Below are 15740 nucleotides of genomic sequence, written 5' to 3'. Positions count from 1 at the left end.
ATCAAACAGGCTGATAGCTGATTGTATAAATGGAAATTTTGTGGGGATCCCTCAGCCTTTTTATATTATTAGGTGGGTTACATATTTGGCTCTGAGCAAACCTCATATACATTGCCATTTGGATCAGCCATTAACCGGTTTAATATCTTTCTGGTAGCTTGTGCACTAACGCCAATATTAATGTCGCTATCGGGCCCAATAACAAGGATATAAAAAACCACGCTAAGCCACTTCTGTTTTTGCCTTGAGCCAACACGGCATTAATTAACATCAATGTGCCCCAGCCAGCAAAATACTGGTTGCCAACTTGAATATAATATTCTGGATTCAAAAGATATTCCTTTTAAAGTGACTTGCCCGCGACTTAAGTGTTTGTTGCCTCGCGCCGGCACAAGGTGTAAACTAAGTTTTATATTTTGTAAAGAAAATGAATGTACCCAATAGCTTTAAGCATATCAACATTTTTTTGACTCCTTTTATCCCAAGTAGATTAGAATATGGCTTATAAAAATAACCTGTAAATTATTAGCTATACTAGCACTATGTAATACTTTGGGCATCGTCGTGAAAATAACACTTTTGCTATTGGCGTGCCTATACAGCGCAAATGCCATTGCCATGCCAATCCGAATTGGTATCCCTCAGGCTGAATCAGATTTCAGGCAACAAATACTGACCAGAATTGAACAAGCATATCTTAAACTTGGCTATAGTCCTGAATTTCTTCCCTTACCTGCAGAGCGACGCATTTTGTTAATGAAGAACGGCATGCTTGATGCTGATTTATTTAGAATCTGCCAGCTAGATGAAGCTTATCCAAGTTTAATAGTGGTGAACTATCCACTTTCATATCTGGAGCTGGGCGCTTACAGTCTTAACAAAGCGGTATTAGAAAATTGGCAGCAGCGCCCTGAGCTAACCATCAGCCATGTTCATGGCTTTAAAATGGCTGAGCAACAACAATTTTCCGGCACCCGTATTACCGTTAATAATGAACGACAAGCGTTTGGATTAATGCTCAACGGCAGAGTGGATATTGTACTTGAGGACACACAAAGCGTAATTGAACTAATTAATCAGAACCCTGACGCATACATTAGTTGGCAGTCTGTTGCCGTTTTTGAAGTTTGCCACGTATTACAACAATCACATCGCGAGTTAGCTGACAGCGTATTGCAGCAACTTCAGCAACCGCACTAGCGGTTGCCAGATTTGCCATAACTACATTTGCGATTGCAGGTAGTTTGGCAGGCCCAGTAACTTAATCAGGCGCAGTTGTTGCTCCAGCCAGTGGGCATGATCTTCTTCGGTATCCTGTAACAGGCCTTGCAGCATATCGCGGCTAACGTAATCTTGCTCTTTTTCACACAGTGCCATGGTCTGTTTCAGCAGTTTTTGTACGCTGTACTCTACCTGCAAATCACTTTGTAGCATGCTCGGCACATCCTGACCAACGTGAATGGCATCACGCTTGCTCATATCCGGCACACCTTCTAAAAAGATAATGCGTTCAATCAAGGCTGAAGCATGGCCTTTTTCGTCATCAAACTCATGATCAATACGCGCAAACAGCTTTTGCAGGCCCCAGTCGTGATACATGCGCGAATGAATAAAATACTGATCCATGGCCGCCAGCTCATTGGCCAACAGTGCGTTTAATGCGGCTATTACCTGTGCGTTACCTTTCATACTTAGTTGCCCCCCAGCTGCGCTTGTAAATAATTTGCCAGTCCCATGACGCTGATCTGATGCTGCTGAGTTTCCAGCCAGTCCAGGTGCTGTTCTTCGTATTCCAGGATCTCTGTCAGCATATCGCGGCTAACATAGTCCTGCTCTGCTTCACACAGCGCTATCACTTCGCGCAGCAAAGGCAATTGCTCATACTGAAAGTCTTTATCGCACTGCAGCATTTCTTCGGTATCTTCACCAATACGCAACTTACCCAGCGCCTGTAAATTTGGCAGGCCCTCCAGCATTAAAATGCGCTCAATCAGCTGATCGGCTTGCTTCATATCTTTAATGGATTTTTTGTAGCAGACGTCATTCAGCGCCTGTAAGCCCCAATTTTTGTAGATGCGGGCGTGCAGGAAATATTGATTAATAGAGGTAAGTTCAAAGGTCAGTACTTCATTTAACTTACTGAGTACTTTAGGGTGGCCATGCATAATGCAGCTCCGTGTTGCCAAATAATAGCATCAAGCATAGTCTAACTGCGTCCAACTTGCAAAAAAGCTTTAAAAATCATAAATATAAAACTGATAACTATTCGTGTTTGCAGTTGGCGCCCGCTTAAAAAAAACATAATCATCTTGTAAATCAGTAGCCAGTCGCAAGCAGTCTTCGCAGCTGCAGCAAAAACCGCTACAGTGATCCTACTCTGATTAACCGGACAATCTCCTATGCATACCTCTGTTTATCTTGCTCTGATCAGCCTCAGTTTAATGTTGAGCAGTACTTTCTTAGCCGCCAATACCATCAGTGTTGAGGTTGATGGCGCTGTCGTCACCGAGCATCGCACGCAAATTAATGGCCAGCGTGTTAATTACAAAGCCTTTACCGGCACCCAGCCAGTGTGGGATGAGCAAGGCCACCCTACTGCCACCTTGTTTTATACCTATTATCAGCGCACCGACATTAAGGACAACAGTAAACGCCCCTTACTGATCTCCTTTAATGGTGGCCCCGGCTCGGCGTCGGTATGGATGCATGTGGCCTATACCGGCCCCAAGTCGTTGAACATTGACAGCGAAGGCTACCCCATTCAGCCCTATGGTGTGAAAACAAATCCTTACTCGGTATTGGATGTGGCCGATATTGTCTTTGTAAACCCGGTGAATACCGGCTATTCCCGCGTCTTGCCAGGGCCTGATGGCCAGATGCCGTCACGCGAGCAGCAGCAAAAGATGTTTTTTGGCGTCAATGCCGACGTGAATTATCTGGCAGGCTGGATTAATACCTTTGTTACCCGTTACCAGCGCTGGCCCTCGCCTAAGTTTTTAATTGGTGAAAGCTACGGCACTACCCGGGTCGCCGGTTTAGCGCTGGCGTTACAAAACCAGCAATGGATGTATTTAAATGGTGTGATATTAGTGTCTCCCACCGACATTGGCATAGAGCGACAAGGCCCGGTGAAGGCGGCTAACCGCTTGCCGTATTTTGCCGCTGCCGCTTGGTATCACAAGGCATTACCAGAGGATCTACAACAAAAAGACTTGTATGACATTTTGCCAGAGGTTGAACACTTTGCATTAAGTGAATACCTGCCGGCGCTGGCGCGCGGTAACTCCTTAGCCGAAGCAGACAAACAGCGAATTGCTGAACAAGTGAGCCGCTATTCAGGCATCAGCGTGCAAAACGTGCTGCGCTCCAATCTGGATATCAGCACCGCCTACTTTTGGAAAGAGCTACTGCGCGACCGTGGCCAAACCATAGGCCGGCTTGACTCACGCTATTTAGGGTTAGATAAAAATGATGTCGGTGAACGGCCAGATTACTGGGCAGAGCTCACTTCCTGGTTGCACTCTTTTACCCCGGCCATTAACCATTACCTGAGTACTGAGCTGAATTATAAAACCGACATCAAGTACAATATGTTTGGCAATGTGCATCCGTGGGACAGAACCAATGACAACACCGGCGAAAACCTGCGCCAGGCCATGGCGCAAAACCCCTATCTGCAAGTGCTGACTCAGGCTGGCTATTATGATGGCGCGACTAACTATTTTGATGCCAAATACAATATGTGGCAGTTAGACCCCAGCGGTAAAATGAAACACCGGCTGCACTTTGCCGGCTACCGCAGCGGCCATATGATGTATTTACGTTACGAAGATTTGAAGAAATCGAACGACGACTTGCGGCGTTTCATGCTTCAGGCGTTGCCCGCAGAGGGCCAGCCCGCCCGCTATTAAATCTGCAAAGCGGCTGCCGGTCAGCCGCTTTTTTATTTAGCATTTTTATAACTTTATGCCACACTAGACATCAAAGGTTTACTAAAGGTGTCTTATGCCCGCTGTTAAAGCGCTGCTGCTGTTTATCGCCAGTCTCTTTATTTATCTGCAACCCATTAAAGCTGAAGTGATCACGCTGGCCAGTAGCCAATATTATCCTTACTATGCTGCAGATTTGCCACAGCAGGGTGCAGTAAGTGAGCTGATTCGTCAGGCGTTTTTATTACAGGGCGTGCAAATCCACATTGAATTTATGCCCTTTGCCAGAGCACTGCGCGACAGTCAGCAGGCCAATTATGTGGGTCTTATCGCCGCCTGGTATAGCGACGAACGGGCAGAGCATTTTTATTACTCCCAGCCACTGTACGCCAACTATATGGTGTTTTTTAAACGCCGGGCGCAGCCAATACACTTTACCGATTATAAGGATTTAGTCCGGCAACGCTTGCGCCTGGGCTTGGTGCAAGGCTATTTACCGCTACAGGGGTTAATGCAACATCAGCCCGCCCATATCAATGTGGCGACCGATGAGCAGGCATTTAAAATGCTGGCCCTTGGCCGGGTTGACCTGGTGCCAGCCGATAAATTAAATGGCCAATACCTGATTGCCGAGAAGCTGCCTGAATACCTCGGGCAATTAGAGGCTATAAGCCCGGCACTGGAGTTAAGGCCGTTGTATTTATTACTTTCTAAGAAAGACCCGCGTGCCGAAGCTCTAATGCAGCGCTTTAATAACGGCCTGGAAGAACTTCGCCGCTCTGGCCAGTATCAACAGATTTTACAGCAATTACTGCCAGAGGCAGTGCAGCACTGAATTTGCTGTTGTTCTTCATAAAGCTAAAGTCAGTGTTAACGCTAATATCAGCGCCAAACCTTGTATCGCCGCCCAAAGGCACCCATGCTATAGGTTAAACCTTAACAGGAGCCTGACATGGATACCCGCATTGAACACGACAGCATGGGGCAACTGCACGTGCCCGCCGGGGCGCTTTACCAAGCCCAAACCCAGCGGGCGCTGAATAATTTTAAACTGAGCCCCCTTACCCTGTCGCAAGCTTTTATTCAGGCCATATTGCAGATAAAAAAAGCGGCCGCGGCCGCGAATAAAACCCTTGGCGTGCTGGAGCCGGTCATCGCCGATGCCATTATAGCCGCGGCTGAGCAGCAACTGGCTGATACTGACCTGAAGCATTACCCACTGGACGTGTTTCAAACCGGCTCGGGCACCAGCAGCAATATGAACGTGAACGAAGTATTGGCCAGCCTGGCCAGTAAACAGCTGGCCGCCCCAGTGCACCCGAATGATCATGTTAATGCCGGTCAAAGCAGTAATGATGTGATCCCAAGCGCTATTCAGCTAAGTAGTGCACTGGCCATAGCGCAGCAGCTGATCCCAGCATTGCGCCATATACAAAGTACGCTGGTGATAAAAAGTCAGCAAATTGGCGCCATCGTTAAAACCGGACGCACCCATTTAATGGATGCGATGCCGGTGCGTTTTGAGCACGTATTAGGGGGCTGGCAAAGCCAGCTGGCGCATGCTGAGCAGTTATTGCAGCAACAATTACCGCAGTTACAACAACTGGCACAGGGCGGCACTGAGGTGGGCACAGGTGTCAATACTCATCCGGATTTTGCCAGCGCAGTCGCGCAAGAACTCACTAACAATACCGGCCTGGCTTTTAGCCCCAGCAAGGACTTCTTTTTTAATATCAGCTCGCAGGATCTGGCCGTGGCTTGCTCAGGGGTATTAAAAACGCTAGCGGTGGCACTGCTGAAAATCAGTAACGATTTGCGCTGGATGAACTCTGGCCTGCTCGCTGGACTGGCAGAAATCGCCTTGCCGGCTCTACAGCCGGGTTCCTCTATTATGCCGGGTAAAGTCAACCCGGTTGTCCCGGAAGCGGTGGCAATGCTTTGTGCTCAGGTAATAGGTAACGATACCACTATTACCATCGCCGGGCAGTCCGGTAATTTTGAATTAAATGTGATGTTACCGGTAATTGGCTACAACTTACTGCAAAGTATTGAGTTACTAACCAATGGCTGCATGGCATTGGCAGATCAGGCTATCAGCGGCTTTACTGTTAACGAGGCCAACATTGCGCAATCGCTGCACAAAAACCCTATTTTAGTAACTGCACTTAACCCGATTATTGGCTATGACAAAGCCGCTGCCATCGCTAAACAGGCGTATCAGCAGCAAAGACCGGTACTGGAGGTAGCGTTAGAGTTGACTGACTTAAGTAAAGACAGCTTGCAACGGCTGCTAGACCCGGCAAGGCTTACCGGCAATAGCTAATGTGTTTGGTTAAGGCTTTAAGCTGTCTGCAACGCCAACACTCAGACGCTTGCGCATTAGCTCGCGGTAGGAACCTAATTCAGGATGGTCGTTAAACCAGAGATCCAGTACTGCTAAAAACCTGGGATGCTGTCGAACCACTGGCAGCACCTGATTGATCAGCGCTACCGCCGCTTGCCCCCATGCTGTATTAGTGCAGCCAATAGCCCCCAGCACAAATTGCCCCTGAGTTTCTGCTATCTCTAAAAAAACCAGATTAGTGCTGCCACTGTCAGCAAAATCAAAATTTTGCAAAATCTGATACTCAAGAGTGTAATCGATGCGGCCTTTTTTTATCATTGTTAAAATGGCGACAGTAGCGTTTTCTCCGGTGTGGGCGATACGGCTGATGTCGCTTTGCACTGCCTTATCAACAATACTTTGCACAGCAGGGTAATGCCGGCCATCCGGGTAGCCGAAGCGAAAATCCTTATCTGAAATTAAACTGGCCAAACTCACTGGCTTGCCATGCCGTTGTTCAATCAGTAGGGCTTTCTCTTTAGTGGTGATGATGCCATGCGGGTAATAAAAGTGGGTGGGGTTGCTTTGAATGGTTTCACCCGGTGTGGGGCGATAAATCATGCAGGGAAAACATTGGTCAACTTCGCGCTGAAATTGTTGACGAATACGGGTTTGAGGTAACACCAGTCGCGGGCTGCTCAGCTGTAACTGCTCATCGATAACATCACAAATGCCCTGCCCTGCAAGCTCGCCATTAATGATATGAAATGGCGGCGCGCTGTTGATCACCCAATTCAGTGAGCTGATATCGGTTTGCTCAGCCTGTTGTCCTGCGACTTGGGTGTGCATAAACAGAGTTAAACTCAGTAACAACTTTGCCGGGTGTAATAGCATCCTTTTATGTATCACCTGTTACTCCTCCACCCCACTAAATATCTGGATGATGCACTGGTATAGCAGGCTTATCAGCAACAAAAATTAATTTACCCTAGGGTTGTAACTGCGCCATTAGGCTGGTTTGCTGCATTTGCTCGGTCAGCTGTTTTACTCTTTCGGCAAAAACCACCCGGCCTTCTGCCGGTACTGGCCGCGCCAGTGGGATATTGGCCGTCATCGGATTCACCGGCCTGTTGTTAATATGCAACTCATAGTGTAAATGCGGCCCGGTGGAACGGCCAGTGTTACCCGATAAGGCAATGCGTTGACCGCGGGTCACTCGCTGCCCGCGCTGCACCAAAAAACGGTCAAGATGCAAATAACGGGTTTTATAGCTGCCAAAATGCTGAATTTCGATATATTTTCCGGCAAAAGGGTGGTTTTCAATACGTGTCACCACGCCATCAGCAGGGGCAATAACCGGCGTGCCAATAGGTGTTCTGAAGTCGGTACCATTATGGGGTGAGACCCTTCTGGTGATCGGATGCAAACGGCGTGGGTTAAAACCTGAGCTCACCGCAAACTGTCGCTGCAGCGGGTACCGGGAAAACGCCCGCTCCAGGCTGTCACCTTTTTCATCATAGTACTGGCCATCGCTATGCATAAAGGCGCTGAATGTCTGACGCCGGTTTAAAATACGCACGCCTTCTATCCGGCTTTGGCCGGTGCACTCTTCACCTACATAGTTGTCACTGCGCACCACCTGTAGAACAGCACCCGCCTGAATATCGCGGCGAAAATTAATCCGCTCGCGGAACAGCTGGTTAATATTGGCAATATCTAAATCGGTCAGGCCCGCTCTTTTGGCCGACACATAAAAACTGCCCTGAATTTCCCCTACCAGCACAGCCGATTGCCAGCGGCCTTCGTCCAGTAATTCCTGATAGCTAAAATCACCATTGTCTTCACGTTGATACAGCACCCGCTTGCCAGCATGAATATAGAGCTCCATGCCTTGTAATTGCAACTCTTCATCCAATTGCAAGGTTAAACGATTACCCGGACGCAACACATCCAGCGCCAGCAAAGATTCATCGGCCGCCATAATACGCTGCACCAGGCTATAACCAAAACCAAAGCGCTGAAAAATTCGGCTTAAGCTGTCACCGGCGGCGATGTCATAGTGTTTAACGTAGGGATCTTCGATGACGGGAGGCTCTACCCATTGCTGCCAGCGACCAAGCAAGGTATCAGCAGCTAACACGCCATATTGCTGTTGCTGGGCTAAACGAGCCATCTCGGCCACCATTAACGCAGACAAACTCATAGCAGGTTTACGCGGCTGCGGCCAAGCCAGCAACACTAATAAACCTATCAGACACAACGCGATCAGACGTTGATGCACCAGCGGCATCTGTTGCCGCAGTTGATGATAAAAGCTCAATAACATCGACTACACTTTTAATTGATTAGTCTGTCGACCACCAGCGCTATGCAGCCGCTGCAGCGAACATCACTCTTTAAAGATGACAAAACCCCTTTAGAAGCCTTGCCTGATATTAAGTTCATTCTACGTGATAGCCTGCGGCATTGCATCCTTAGGGGGCGGCTAAACTTTTATTTAAAAAACGGTTAATTAGTACTTGCCAAATTAGGGCCAGCTAAGGCTATAATCCGGTTTTTACAATATGGCAACACACAATATTTTAATTATAAAAAGGAAGCGTCTTTTATGGAAAACACTGCAAAAACAGCCGCGAATACCCGGCAGTGCCAGGTTGAATTTAGCGGCAAAGCCGGTGAATTCTTTGGTATTTGGATAGTAAATATCTTTTTAAGCATTATTACCCTTGGCATCTACAGTGCCTGGGCCAAAGTGCGGACTAATCAGTATTTTTATGGACATACTCGCATTGATGGCCAGGCATTTCGTTATCTGGCCAAGCCGATGCAAATCCTTAAAGGCCGGTTATTAGCCCTGGCTATTTTTATCGGTTTCTTTCTTCTATCAAGCGCCAGCCCGATTCTGGCCGGATTCGTCATACTTGGCTTTGTTTTTTTGATGCCCTTATTAATAGTGCTCGGTATGCGTTTTAAAATGCGCATGACCGGCTATCGGAATGTACGGTTTGATTTCCATGGCGATTATGCCGACGCTTTTATTACGTTCTTTTTACTTCCTATCCTTGCCGTCATTTCCCTTTACCTGGCTATGCCGTGGGTACTGAAAAAAATGGATGAGTATCTTTATGATAACATTAGTTTTGCGGGTAATAGTTTAACGGTGAATACCCGTACCGCCAGCTATTATGCTGCATCTCTGTTGGCTGTAGCGTCAGTGATAGCTGTAGTAATAGTGCTTGGCATACTGGGTGCAATGTTATTCTCAGCTGGTTTACTGGCACAGCTGTCAAGTGCCAGTTTCATGTTAACATTGGTTATTTTTATTGGTTACTGGCTGGCCTTTGCCCTGGCGAGCGCCATCTACGGTGCCATGATCCGCAATCATATTTTTGAAAGCTGTCATTTTGAAAATTTGGCTAGTTTTCAATCAAATTTACAAGTAATGCCTTTTTTATGGCTGAATGTAACCAATTTACTGGCCATTATTGTCAGCTTGGGACTTGCTTATCCCTGGGCCAAAATCCGTAAAGCACACTTTCTGGCTGGTGTAACAACCGTAAACTTGAGCGAGAATGCCAATCAACTGCTCGATAATGTGCAACCTAATACCGGAGCCTTTGGTGAAGAAGCTGCCGATTTGTTTGATATAGACGTGTCTCTGGCCTGATGAATAAAACCTCGGTAACAGGGCAGTTTCAGTATCCGGGGCGCAGTAGTCTGCACCCGGCGACGGCTAGTATTGACTTTAGTGGCAATTTGCAGATTATCTGTAATGATTCTCAAACCATGCTGTGGCGCGGAACGCCCGACCAATATCAGTTCAGTCAGGTTATTCCGGGTTTAGCCGTTGAGCTGGAACTTAATGACGGCGCTTTGTTTACGCCGGCAAATACTGCCTATCGCTGGCCGCAACTTACCCGCCGGCAAAGTCTCGCGGCTTGGTTGGAAAGCCATAAACTTATTATTATTAGCGCCATTATAGGTGCCCCTCTGGCGCTATGGTGGCTGATAGCCATTGGTATTCCCGCTACCGCTACAGCTATGGTGCCTTTGGTGCCTGATGCGGTACGCCAACAAATGGGGCAGCATACTTTTTACACCCTCAAAAAAACCACGCTGCAAGCGAGTGAGCTACCGGCGGAGCAACAGCAAGAGCTGCAGCAGTTATGGCAGCAAAGTCTGGCGCAACTGCCGTTACGCTACCAGGATTATCAGCTGCACTTTTTCCGCTCGCGCTTATTAGGGGCGAACGCGTTTGCCTTACCTGATGGCACTGTGGTCATCACCGATGATCTGGTGAAACGTCTGGCTGACCAGCCTGATGCCCTGCTGGCAATTATGTTGCATGAAATTGGCCATGTTGAGCAGCAGCATAGCATGCGTCTGGTAGCCCAATCGCTTGGTGCAGCTTTGGTGTTTGGTATCCTGTTTGGTGATGTTGAAACCCTGGGGGAACTGGTGTTAGGTTCGGGGGCAGGTTTATTACAAAATGCCTTTTCACGAGATATGGAGCGTGAGGCTGATCAATTTGCGCTGACGCATTTGCAGTTACTGGGTAAATCACCCAATGCCTTTGCAGATGCAATGACCGCTTTACTGCAACAGCAGGAAAACAGCGATGTCGACCACTCTGCACTGCTAAAATATCTCAGTACCCACCCCGATACTGCTGAACGAATAGAACAAGCCCGCAAGGCTGCCACTGATACTCCCTGAATCAGGCCTTGTGCCCGGCCTCTGTGCCGGGCTTTTTATTGCGGCTTATATCATAAAACATTGAATGCCGACGCTTTTATCGCAGCCAATGGCACACTAGCCGCGTGCAATATCACCACAGTGTGATTGCTGCTATAGTAAATCCCAGCTTATTGACCGGACTATAGGTGTTCAATGAAACACGGCAAATTAATACTTTTAACAGGGCTGCTGCTCAGTGGCATTGCGCTGGCTGAACCCGTGTTACTGCACAATATAAAAGGCTATGGCTTTAACAGTGAGCGCGAGCTGGTCGCTTTCAACGCCCTGGCGTTTGACGATAAAAGCGGCAAGGTGCTGGCGCGCGGTGACAAGGAGCTGCTTGAACGCTATGCCACAGCGCGTAAGCTAGATGGTGCGGGTAACACGCTATTGCCCGGGTTAATAGATGGCCATGGCCACATTCTGGGCTTAGGCGAAGAGCTGATGCAAGCCGATTTAAGAGGCCAGCCCAGTGAAGCCGCTGCCGTGAAAGTGGTGGCAGAGTTTGCCCGTAGTCAGCCGCAGGCGGCCTGGATTAAAGGCCGTGGCTGGAACCAGGTGTTGTGGGCCTCGAACAGTTTTCCGACGACGGCCTTGTTAGATGAAGCGGTACCAGATAAACCGGTATGGTTAACCCGCATTGATGGCCATGCCGGCTGGGCTAATAGTAAAGCCCTGGAACTGGCCGGTATTACTAAAGATACGCTGGATCCACCGGGCGGTAAAATTATCCGCGATGCAGAGGGTAACCCCACCGGCGTATTAATGAATAACGCCCGGCGCTACATTGAACAAGTATTACCGGCTAACAGCGAGCAAGAAAACATAGTGGCACTACAAGCAGCCTTTAGCCGCTTATTGTCGCTGGGCATTACCAGTGTGCACGATGCTGGTATCAGCAGCGAGCTGGCAAAACTGTATCAGCAACTGGCCAGCGACGGTAAACTGCCGCTGCGGGTTTACGCCATGCTGTCATCGCGCAATGCCGATTTAGCCGACTGGCTGGATGCCGGCATCTGGCAAGATAGTGATGACTGGTTAAGCATACGCTCGGTAAAACTCTATGGTGATGGTGCCCTGGGCAGCCGCGGTGCCGCCTTGCTGGCTGATTATAGCGATCAGGCCGGGCACAGAGGCTTACTGGTGACTGAGCCTGAAACGCTCACCGAACTGCTGCGCCTGACTATGGCTGCAGGGTTTCAGGCCAATGTGCATGCCATTGGCGACAGAGCCAACCGATTGGTGCTGGACAGGTTTGAGCAATTAACCACGCCTGATGCGCGAGCTGCCGGACGCCACCGCATAGAGCATGCTCAGGTGGTCTCACCACAAGATATTCCCCGCTTTAAAGCGCTGCACATTCTGCCTTCAATGCAGGCAGTGCATGCCACCTCAGATATGAATATGGCTGGCGACCGTTTAGGCGTGGCAAGGTTACGCGGGGCTTATGCCTGGCGCACCTTTGCTGATCAGGGCAATATTCTGGTCGGTGGTTCTGATTTTCCGGTTGAGCTGGCGAATCCCTTTCACGGGCTGCATGCGTCAGTAACCCGGCAGGATCAGCAGAATCAACCTGTCGGCGGCTGGTTGCCAGAGCAACGCCTTAGCTTAGTGGAAGCCTTGCGTTCCTTTACTGTTGATGCCGCCTATGGTGCTTTTCAGGAAGAGGTGATGGGTACCTTAGCGCCGGGGAGCCGGGCCGATTTCATTCTGGTAGATCAGGATGTTTTTGCAATAGATGCCAGTAATTTATGGCAGGTTGAAACACTGCAGACCTGGGTTAATGGTCAGTTGCTGTATCAAGGCTCTGGCGCGCAATAATCAAGGCCTGACCCCAGGCTGTTGCGCGACAGCCGGTATTGCTGCGGTGACAGGCCGTATTGTCGGCGAAAGGCGCGGCCGAAATTGGCGGGATCGGCATAACCCAGTAAGTAACCGATTTGCTGTACCGGTAAACCGGTGGTCAGCAGATACTGCTCAGCCATCTGCTGACGCCAGTCGGCGACCAGTTGATGGTACTGGGTATTTTCCTCTGCCAGCCGCCGCCGGAGGGTTCGGCTGGATAGGGCAAATTCAGTGGCCACTTGCTCAATGCTTGGGATCCGTCCTTTGGTACGGCCCAGCATCAAGCGGATCAATCCTGCCATACTCTGACTTTGTTGCCAGTGCTGCAGTTCCTGTTCGCATTGCGCCGTCAGCTGGCTTTGTACTTGTCTATCCGCCCAGGGCGAGCTAATCGCCAAATCCGCCGCCGCAAAAATAAAGCCATGCTCTTCCTGATCAAACAGCACCGGGCAGGGAAAAAACGCCTGATATAACTCACTATAGGCCGGCCTGGCAAAGGCAAATTGCACCTGTTGCAGCTGATATTGCTGGCCTGAGACAAAATTCAGCAGCGCATGCAGTGCGACGGCAAAGGTCTCGACCACAAAATGCCGTACTTCAGCCAAAGGCTGTAGTTCAGTTAAGTTAAGCCGCACTTGCTGCTTTTGCTGCTGCATACTCAGCGTCAGCAGCGGGCTGCGCATGGCCGCGTATTTACAAATCAGCGTCAATGCTTCGTGCACATTACGGCTGCTCATACTGGCCAAACCTAACAAGCCATGGGTGGTGATGGTTAACTGGCTACCCAGATATAACCCTAGCGCAGGCTCTTTGGTTTGCTCACAGCACAGCTTAATTACTTCCTGAAATTGGGGCCAACTAAGGGTCGCATCGGGCTGCTCTGGCATGTTCAGCGCCAGCCCTGCCGCGGTCAGTATGGTCTGCGACTGTGCGCCGCGGCTTTGAGCTAAATCTAATAAATTACGCAGATAATGCCCGGGCAATACCAATTGAGGCGCAGCCTGCTTAGTGGTGACAGAGGTAACAACAGTGCGGTTTAGGCCAAACATGGCAACCCTATACTTTATAAAAACCGATAACTCAGTCTAACCCAGCTGACACAACAATACCTTGATATGGCCGCAAATGACCAGAAGTTGGCTGCTGCGGCCATGTTATCTGTTCAACGCAAGCGCTAAGCTTAAGGTCACTAAAGTTCAGTGGTAAAAGCTATGATCAGCTATATCAAATTTAGTCTCTTTCATTTCCTCACCTTGCCCTTTTTGCTGGGGATTACCCTTGGTGGTGCCTGGATGGCACTGGGCCTGCTAGCCATAGTAATTGTAGTGGTGTTTGGCGATGTACTGCTGGGCGATGATCACACTGAGCCAGATTACCGCATGCCCTGGCTGCTTAACGGCTTACTCTATAGCTCGTTACTGTTTATCATAGTGATATTCGGGGCAATACTGTGGAGTGTCGCCAGCACAGATATACTGGGCTATGGTCAGCTGGTGCAGCAATTAACCGGTTATGATGCGCTGCAAGCCCGTGCGGCTAATCAGTGGTGGCACTTTGTACCGGTGTGGCTGGGGGCAGCCTTATTAATCGCTATGGTGGGCACTGTGCCGGCCCATGAGCTGACTCATCGAACCAACGACCTGCCGGCGATGCTCACCGGCCGCTGGTTACTGGCTTTTAGCTTTGATTGCGCCTTTGCCATAGAGCATGTGTATGGCCATCACCGCTATGTTGCTACCTTGCGCGATCCGGCCAGCGCGCCACGTGGTCGCAATGTGTACCAGCATATTGTCCGCTCAACCCTGGGGGGAAATGTCAGCGCCTGGCACATTGAAGCAAAGCGTTTAGCCCGAAATAAGCAACCGTTATTCAGTTTTCACAACCGGTTTTTACGTGGTATCTTGATGTCTGTGCTGCTTTGTCTGCTGGCCTATAGTCTGGCAGGCTGGGCGGGGTTGATGCTGTTTTCTGCCTGCGCTCTGTTAGCGAAAGCCATTTTAGAAGTGGTGAATTATATTGAACATTACGGCATTCAAAGAGCCATTAATGAGCCGGTTAAGCCACACCATAGCTGGAATAGCACCAAACGGATTAGCAGCTGGGCCAGTTTTAACCTGACCCGCCACTCACACCATCATGCCCGGGCACAACTGCCGTTTTATCAGCTAAAAGCCTACCCCGATGCTCCTGATTTGCCTACCGGCTATCTGGGTTCTATGTTATTAGCGCTGATCCCGCCACTCTGGTTTCGCTTAATGGCACCAAAATTAACACAATGGGATCAGCGTTATGGTCAACATAACCACACTGAAAATTAGTTTAGCCGCATTAAATCAGACAGCGTGGCAAAGTCTGGTTAAAATATGCTTACTCTTTACCGATACAAGCCAGCAGCATGATTAGTATTAAATGGGCAAAGCTGATTAAATCGCTTCATCTGAAAAAATATCGCAAAACCGAACAGTTATTTTTTGTCGAGGGTGAAAAAGCGGTACTCGAAGTACTGGCTTCAGGTTTTCATGTGCGCGCGCTCTTTGCCACAGAAACCTTTTTGCAGCAGCATAGTCAGGTGGCTCAACGCGCGACCTTGTTACAACAGTGCAGCAACGATGAGTTGGTAAAAGTAGGTACCTTTAGCAGTAATGACGCCGCATTGGCGGTGGTAGAGATACCCCAATGGCCACTCTTTAGCGCACCAGAACACAGCTGGACCATAGTGCTGGATAATATTAATGCGAGATTGACGTTATACGATCGTAATCATGATCTTGCTGATACAGTCCCGTTTCCTGATGGCAAAATGCCATTTATTATTAAGCCGCTTAGTGATTCATTATACGTATTTGGAATAATGCCGGGGTGCATTTCAAATCAGTTGATGGTACAGCGTTGAGTCTGGGTTGAGC

At 49.0% G+C, this 15740-nt stretch carries 14 protein-coding genes; 9 read left to right on the top strand and 5 right to left on the bottom strand.

Features of this window, described 5'->3' with window-relative positions; translation table 11 throughout:
* The first annotated feature begins 618 nt into the window (after positions 1 to 618).
* Positions 619 to 1200 carry a hypothetical protein gene (locus V7D78_RS03880; RefSeq protein ID WP_333607115.1) on the top strand — a complete coding sequence of 194 codons (582 nt, stop codon included), beginning with the start codon at positions 619 to 621 and terminating at the stop codon, positions 1198 to 1200.
* A 21-nt stretch (positions 1201 to 1221) separates the two neighbouring features.
* On the opposite strand, the gene bfr (V7D78_RS03875) is transcribed toward V7D78_RS03880, so the two are convergent.
* Both bfr (V7D78_RS03875) and bfr (V7D78_RS03870) read right to left on the bottom strand, forming a co-directional pair.
* Positions 1222 to 1689, bottom strand: a complete 468-nt coding sequence (gene bfr, locus V7D78_RS03875; RefSeq protein WP_333607114.1) for a bacterioferritin — start codon at positions 1687 to 1689, stop codon at positions 1222 to 1224.
* Between the two features lie 2 nt (positions 1690 to 1691).
* Positions 1692 to 2165, bottom strand: a complete 474-nt coding sequence (gene bfr / locus V7D78_RS03870) for a bacterioferritin (protein WP_333607113.1) — start codon at positions 2163 to 2165, stop codon at positions 1692 to 1694.
* A 234-nt stretch (positions 2166 to 2399) separates the two neighbouring features.
* Between bfr (V7D78_RS03870) and V7D78_RS03865 the strand changes: the two genes are divergently transcribed.
* From V7D78_RS03865 to V7D78_RS03855, 3 genes are all read left to right on the top strand, one after another.
* A complete protein-coding gene (locus V7D78_RS03865; protein WP_333607112.1) occupies positions 2400 to 3911 on the top strand; it encodes a S10 family peptidase in 1512 nt (503 codons plus the stop codon).
* Between the two features lie 94 nt (positions 3912 to 4005).
* Entirely contained in the window at positions 4006 to 4764 is a 759-nt protein-coding gene (locus V7D78_RS03860; protein ID WP_333607111.1) for a substrate-binding periplasmic protein, read from the top strand.
* Between the two features lie 117 nt (positions 4765 to 4881).
* Positions 4882 to 6252: a class II fumarate hydratase gene (locus V7D78_RS03855; protein ID WP_333607110.1), complete on the top strand. Its 1371-nt coding sequence runs from the start codon at positions 4882 to 4884 to the stop codon at positions 6250 to 6252.
* 9 nt (positions 6253 to 6261) lie between these two features.
* Here the strand turns inward: V7D78_RS03855 and V7D78_RS03850 are convergent, their stop codons facing one another.
* Both V7D78_RS03850 and V7D78_RS03845 read right to left on the bottom strand, forming a co-directional pair.
* The gene (locus V7D78_RS03850) at positions 6262 to 7161 is read right to left on the bottom strand and encodes a hypothetical protein (RefSeq protein WP_333607109.1); all 900 of its coding nucleotides are present in this window, start codon (positions 7159 to 7161) and stop codon (positions 6262 to 6264) included.
* 79 nt (positions 7162 to 7240) lie between these two features.
* A complete protein-coding gene (locus V7D78_RS03845; RefSeq protein WP_333607108.1) occupies positions 7241 to 8578 on the bottom strand; it encodes a peptidoglycan DD-metalloendopeptidase family protein in 1338 nt (445 codons plus the stop codon).
* A 282-nt stretch (positions 8579 to 8860) separates the two neighbouring features.
* Between V7D78_RS03845 and V7D78_RS03840 the strand changes: the two genes are divergently transcribed.
* The 3 genes from V7D78_RS03840 (at position 8861) to V7D78_RS03830 (ending at position 12810) form a co-directional block, all read left to right on the top strand.
* On the top strand, positions 8861 to 9919 hold the full coding sequence (locus V7D78_RS03840; RefSeq protein ID WP_333607107.1) for a YjgN family protein: 1059 nt from the start codon (positions 8861 to 8863) through the stop codon (positions 9917 to 9919).
* Positions 9919 to 10968 (top strand): M48 family metallopeptidase, encoded by a 1050-nt coding sequence (locus V7D78_RS03835; protein ID WP_333607106.1) that lies wholly within the window; start codon positions 9919 to 9921, stop codon positions 10966 to 10968. Before V7D78_RS03840 ends, V7D78_RS03835 begins: the two co-directional genes overlap by 1 nt.
* Positions 10969 to 11142: 174 nt before the next feature.
* Positions 11143 to 12810, top strand: coding sequence for an amidohydrolase (locus tag V7D78_RS03830; RefSeq protein ID WP_333607105.1), 1668 nt, complete (start codon positions 11143 to 11145; stop codon positions 12808 to 12810).
* Here V7D78_RS03830 and V7D78_RS03825 read toward each other — a convergent pair.
* Positions 12789 to 13883 (bottom strand): AraC family transcriptional regulator, encoded by a 1095-nt coding sequence (locus V7D78_RS03825; protein WP_333607104.1) that lies wholly within the window; start codon positions 13881 to 13883, stop codon positions 12789 to 12791. The two genes, V7D78_RS03830 and V7D78_RS03825, sit on opposite strands and share 22 nt — an antisense overlap.
* A gap of 162 nt (positions 13884 to 14045) precedes the next feature.
* On the opposite strand from V7D78_RS03825, the gene V7D78_RS03820 reads away from it, so the two are divergent.
* Both V7D78_RS03820 and V7D78_RS03815 read left to right on the top strand, forming a co-directional pair.
* A complete protein-coding gene (locus tag V7D78_RS03820) occupies positions 14046 to 15152 on the top strand; it encodes an alkane 1-monooxygenase (protein ID WP_333607103.1) in 1107 nt (368 codons plus the stop codon).
* A gap of 77 nt (positions 15153 to 15229) precedes the next feature.
* Positions 15230 to 15727 (top strand): hypothetical protein, encoded by a 498-nt coding sequence (locus tag V7D78_RS03815; protein WP_333607102.1) that lies wholly within the window; start codon positions 15230 to 15232, stop codon positions 15725 to 15727.
* The last annotated feature ends 13 nt before the right edge of the window (positions 15728 to 15740 follow it).

It is taken from the genome of Arsukibacterium sp. (assembly GCF_036735525.1).
Classification (GTDB): Bacteria; Pseudomonadota; Gammaproteobacteria; order Enterobacterales; family Alteromonadaceae; genus Alishewanella.
Note: the sequence above shows the minus strand (reverse complement) of the source record. Positions and strands in the feature narration are given on the sequence as shown.